This is a genomic window from Mesorhizobium sp. M7D.F.Ca.US.004.01.2.1 (genome assembly GCF_003997785.1).
Classification (GTDB): Bacteria; Pseudomonadota; Alphaproteobacteria; order Rhizobiales; family Rhizobiaceae; genus Mesorhizobium; species Mesorhizobium loti.
Map to the genome: position 1 here is coordinate 1 of NZ_RZRQ01000383.1, position 5,112 is coordinate 5,112.

The window sequence follows — 5,112 nt, forward strand, 5'->3', positions numbered from 1 at the left end:
CGGCTGGTCGCCGCGATCGCGCGAAGACGCTCTGGCTGCGACCGGCGAAAGCCTGATCCGGCTCGGGCTGCTCAAGACATCGCAATAACGGTGCCGAAAGCCAGGTATTTCGGCTTCCGGCACCGCGGGCCGTCAACCAACCAGGGCGGCCTTGTTCGCCTCGAGGAACTGCTTCAACGTCTTTGGCGTCCTGCCGGAAAGCGTCTCGATCGCGTCGGTCACCATGGCGATGCGGCCGGAGCGCGTGTTGACGTCGAAGGAGACGACGACATCAGCGAAATCCTCTGGCACGCCTGCCGCCTTTACACCTTCGGTAAGCGCCTCATCCGGAACCTGAATAACTTCCAGCGGCTTGCCGGTAACCTCGCTTACCAGGGCCGCGATCTCTGCCGTGGTGTAGGCATTCGGACCGGTCAAGGTGTAGGTCCTGCTCTCGGTCGAGCCGGAAGCAAGGCCGGCGGCGATCGCTGCTGCCATGTCATCGCGTGCGCCATGCGCAATGCGGCCGTCGCCGGCGGACGTGTACCAGTGTCCCGAGGCGATCGCGTGCGGCAGGGCCATGAACAGGTTCTCCTGGTACCAGCCGTTGCGGAAGATCGTGTAGGGGATGCCGCTCGCCTTGATCGCCTGCTCGGTGCTGAAGTGATCATTGGCAAACAGCACCGGCGATACCGGTTCTGGATTGGGCATCGAGGTGTAGAGTAGGTGCGAAACGCCGGCGTTTTTGGCTGCGGCGACTGCATTCTCGTGCTGCTTCAGGCGCCTGCCGCTTTTTAGATCGAGATCGCCGGTCGAAATGATCAGCACCTTGTCGGCGCCCTTGAATGCGGTTTCCAGCGAGGCCACGTCGTTGAAATCGGCGGCCCTGACAACGACGCCGCGCGCGGCCAAATCGGCTACGCTTTCCGGATTGCGGGTTGTGGCGATGATGCTTGCAGGTGGAACTTTGTGCGTGTCCAGGAGATAGCGGATGACGCCGCGGCCGAGCTGGCCGGAGGCGCCGGTGACGAGAAGGGTTTCGGTCATGGAAGGGTCCTGACATTGTGCCGCTAGGGCGGTTCGAGTGTCGGTCTCAAAAAGAGACCAGCACTAAAATAGGAATTGACCCGGTGCCGTAAAGAAGGCAGTTTTTCGGGAGGTAGGCACAGGCAGGGAACCAGCCATGGACGGCAAGATCATCAATCTGAAATCGAAGATGGAGATCTACAAGGCGATCTCAGGCGGCGGCAATATTGCCAATTGTCCGGTTCGTGATGTCATCCAGGGCGTTAGCGGCAAATGGAGATCGCTGCTGATGATGGCCTTGGCTGAAAAACCCTATCGCTTCGGCGAGTTGAGGCGCCTTGTGCCCGACATTTCGCAGCGCATGCTGACCCAGACGCTGTACGATCTTCAGCGCGACGGCTATGTGCATCGCGAAGTGTTCCCGACCAAACCACCGAGCGTCGAATACAGCCTGACCGATCTCGGGCGCTCCATGTTCGGCGCCTTTCATCAATTGATTCTGTGGGCCGAACTCAACCATGATGCGGTGCGCGCAGCGCGCGCCGATTTTGACGCCGCTCAGGCGTGAGCCGGAAAAAGCCCGGAGCCGCAACTTGATTTCGTCCGGCCGCTGAAGGATTGTCCCGGCCATTCGGCTTTGGGGGCATCGGCATTTCCTACGACATCGCAATTGCCGGCGCCGGGCCGGCGGGACTGGCCATGGCGCTCTATCTCAAGCGTGCCGGGCATCGGGTCACCGTTTTCGAGCGCTTCGACGAGCCGAAGCCGGTCGGCTCCGGACTGATCCTGCAGCCGAGCGGGCTGACGGTATTGGCCGATCTTGGCCTGCTCGACGACATACTGGCGCTGGGCAGCCGCATCGACCGCCTGCATGGCGCCGACGCCAGCACAGGCCGTACCGTGCTCGACGTCCGCTATGATGCACAACGCGGTGGCCGCTTCGGCCTGGCGGTGCACCGGGCGGCCTTGTTCGGCGTGCTTTTCCGCGCTGCGCAACGCGAGGCGATCGCCATCGAGACCGGGGTTGAAGTCGAGGCGCTGGAGACCGGCGAACGGACGACGCTGATCTGTGGCAACGGACGAAGGGCGGGGCCGTTCGACCTGGTCGTCGACGCCAGCGGTTCGCGCTCGAAACTGCGACGCAGTGTAAGGGCTCCATGCGAGCCGAGGCCATTGACCTATGGTGCGTTCTGGGCCTCGCTCGGCTGGCGCGGCGAAGGTTTTGACGAGCACGCCCTGCTGCAACGCTATGACAAGGCGAGCGTGATGATCGGTGTGCTGCCGATCGGCCGGCCGGAGCCGGGCGCTGAAAAGATGGCGGCATTCTTCTGGAGCCTGAAGCCGTCGGATGCAGAAGAGGTGCGCGCCCGGGGTCTGGACGCCTGGAAGGAGAGGGTGGTCCGCCTGTGGCCGCAAAGCCAGGCGTACACCAGCCAGATCGACAGTTTCGACCAGCTCTCGCTGGCGCGCTATGGCCACCACACGATGAAGCGGCCGGTTGGGCGGCGGCTGGCCATCATCGGCGACGCGGCGCACTCGACCAGCCCGCAGCTCGGGCAAGGGGCCAACATGGCGCTGCTCGACGCCGCGGCGCTCAGCCATGCGCTGGCGCGGACTGACAATGTCGAGGCAGCACTTGAAGCCTATGCGAAGGCGCGGCGCTGGCATGTCCGCGTCTTCCAGGCACTGTCGCTGGCATTCACGCCATTCTACCAGTCGGATTCGGTGGCGCTGCCCTTCATCCGCGACAGGCTGGTGGCGACGGTGGCAAAAATCCCGCCGGCGCCGCAATTCCTTGCCTCGATGGTGGCCGGCACGGTGATCGATCCGTTCAAGCGCATCGGGCTGACGGAGGCGCGGTGGGATTTCGGACAAAATCCGGGTCATGATACGACCGCAGACCGATCCGCATGAACGCTGTCATGTCCATAGTCCGAAAATCGCGAGGCCTGATGCAGGTCGTTGCGTCTGTCCTGGCCACGTCGGTCGTGGTGCTGCCCTTGCCGTCGGCGCAAGCCCAGACGCCAGGCCAGGCCGGTCAGCAGGCTCCAGCAGATAGCGAAGCGGCGCTGAAGGCCCGGATCGATGCGGCCTACAAGCTGATGATGGAGGCGGGGCGCTTTGATGAAGGTTATGCGCAGTTGCGGGCAGCATTGCTCGATGCGGCCAGAAGCGACCTCTACGAATTTACGGTCGAGAGCTACTCGAACGCCGGTGCGACGTTCCTCAACAACCAGATTCTCGACAACGCCGAGGAGATTTTTGCCGAAGGCCTGAAAACCAGGGCGATGCAGCAGGATGTCGCCAAGCGCGCCGATTTCTATCTCAACTACGCGATGCTGAAGCAGGCCGAGAAAGACTACCAGGGCTTCGTTTCGATGTGCGCTACGGCAACCAATCTCTACGCCCACTACCATGGCACGGAATCCCAGGAACTCATGTATGCCAACGATGTGCTGGCGACAGGGATCGCCGCATTCGGTCAAATCGCTGCGGCGATCAATGTTGACCAGCGCAATCTGGAGATTGCGGAGCGGGTGCTTGGTCAGGATGATCGCTTCACCTGGAAACTGCAGAACAATCTGGCCGATATGCTGCGCCAGATGGGCGCGCCAACCCGCGCCTTGCAGTATGATCTGAACGTGATTGAGAAGCGCATCGGCTACTACGGGCCAAATCATTTCAATGTTCTGGTCAGCGCCAACAACACGGCTCAGGACTATCTCGACCTCGCCAAGTACGACGAGGCCTTGCGCTATTTCCAGCAGGACCGGGACATTGCCGTCGTTCTCAAGCGGGAAGGCAATCTGGTCGAGCAGGCCGATGCGTGGCTGCTCTACACCAGGGCGCTCTCGGGTGCACAGCCGCTCGACGCGCCGACGCTCGCACGCTTGCTGCCGCTGACCAACGACGCGAGTTATCCCGAGATATTGGCAATCAAGATCGCCAACCTGCTCGCCGCGCATTTCGCCGCCATGGGCGATACCGAAAACAGCATGAACCAACTCGATCGGGCCCATAGCATCGCCGGATCGACATACGGCTCGGTGCACCCGCTGACCTTTGCCGCGCGGCAGGCTATGGCCAACCTCAAAGCGAAGTCGAATCCCGAGGCCGCAGCCGCCGATTTTGCGGCTCTCAACGACGACATGTTGCGGTGGAATTGGTTCCAGGTGAGCACGGCCGCCAACCCGGTCGTCGCTGAAGCCAGCCGGGCCTTGGCCGATGACATGCTCTACGACTATGCGCGGCTGGCAAAAAACAACGCATCGGCAGTGCCGGCATTCGCTGAAGCGGCGCGCCGCTGGCCGACGCTCGAAAACGACAAACGGGATCAGTTGCGCAGACTGTCGCGTTTGATCGATCCGAACGACATGGAGACGCGGCACTTGATCCAGGCCGGGATACGGCTGTCCCTGGCCTACCAGGAGGCTGCTTCCAGTGGCGACAGTGCCGACGATCCAGGTGCCGTGCAGCCCGACCAGGCTCAGGCGGCGTACGAAAAGGCGATCACGAGAGTCACGACCAGATACAGTTTCGGACAGAGCGCTGTGGACAAGCCGCTGCCATCCGCCGGCACGCTGCTGAAGCCCAACGAGGCGCTCGTCGATTACTTCATCACCCGCAAGTGGCGGGCGGACCGCGAGAGCGCCGATCCGCTGGAAGATGAGCGGCTCTATGCGATCGTCACGCGCAAGGATCAGCTGCCACGCCTCTATGATCTCGGCGATCCGCGCCGACTGATCTCGGCTGCTCATGAAACGCGCATGGCGAACCTCAGATCGACCCGTTCCGCGCAGGAGCGTGGCGCTGTGACTTTGGTCGATCTGAATGCCACGTTCACCGGGCTCTATGCCGGTCTCATCGCACCTCTGGAGCCGTCGCTTGGTGGCGCCGACACGCTCTTCGTGGTGCCGGACGGCAAACTGTTCTCGGTGCCGTTTCCCTTGCTGCAGGACAGCAAGGGCGCGTCGCTTGATGACCGCTTCCTGGTGCGCATGCTGACGCGGCCGGAATCGTTGTTGAACGCCGGCGTCGATCAGAGCTTTCCCAAGACCGGCAAGGCCTTGCTGGCCGGCGGTCTGGATTATACGCGCGGATCGGAAA

At 62.5% G+C, this 5,112-nt stretch carries 4 protein-coding genes; 3 read left to right on the top strand and 1 reads right to left on the bottom strand.

Annotated elements, in window-relative coordinates:
* Window positions 1–132 precede the first annotated feature (132 nt).
* Window positions 133–1,026 (bottom strand): SDR family oxidoreductase, encoded by an 894-nt coding sequence (locus tag EN993_RS30970; protein ID WP_109668058.1) that lies wholly within the window; start codon window positions 1,024–1,026, stop codon window positions 133–135.
* A gap of 136 nt (window positions 1,027–1,162) precedes the next feature.
* Here EN993_RS30970 and EN993_RS30975 point away from each other — a divergent pair, with 136 nt between their 5' ends.
* From EN993_RS30975 to EN993_RS30985, 3 genes are all read left to right on the top strand, one after another.
* Window positions 1,163–1,573 carry a helix-turn-helix domain-containing protein gene (locus tag EN993_RS30975; RefSeq protein ID WP_109668055.1) on the top strand — a complete coding sequence of 137 codons (411 nt, stop codon included), beginning with the start codon at window positions 1,163–1,165 and terminating at the stop codon, window positions 1,571–1,573.
* 50 nt (window positions 1,574–1,623) lie between these two features.
* Window positions 1,624–2,919: an NAD(P)/FAD-dependent oxidoreductase gene (locus EN993_RS30980; protein WP_127265673.1), complete on the top strand. Its 1,296-nt coding sequence runs from the start codon at window positions 1,624–1,626 to the stop codon at window positions 2,917–2,919.
* Window positions 2,920–2,927: 8 nt separating this feature from the next.
* Window positions 2,928–5,112 (top strand): tetratricopeptide repeat protein (locus EN993_RS30985; RefSeq protein ID WP_164757919.1); only part of this gene is annotated, 2,185 nt, incomplete at its 3' end.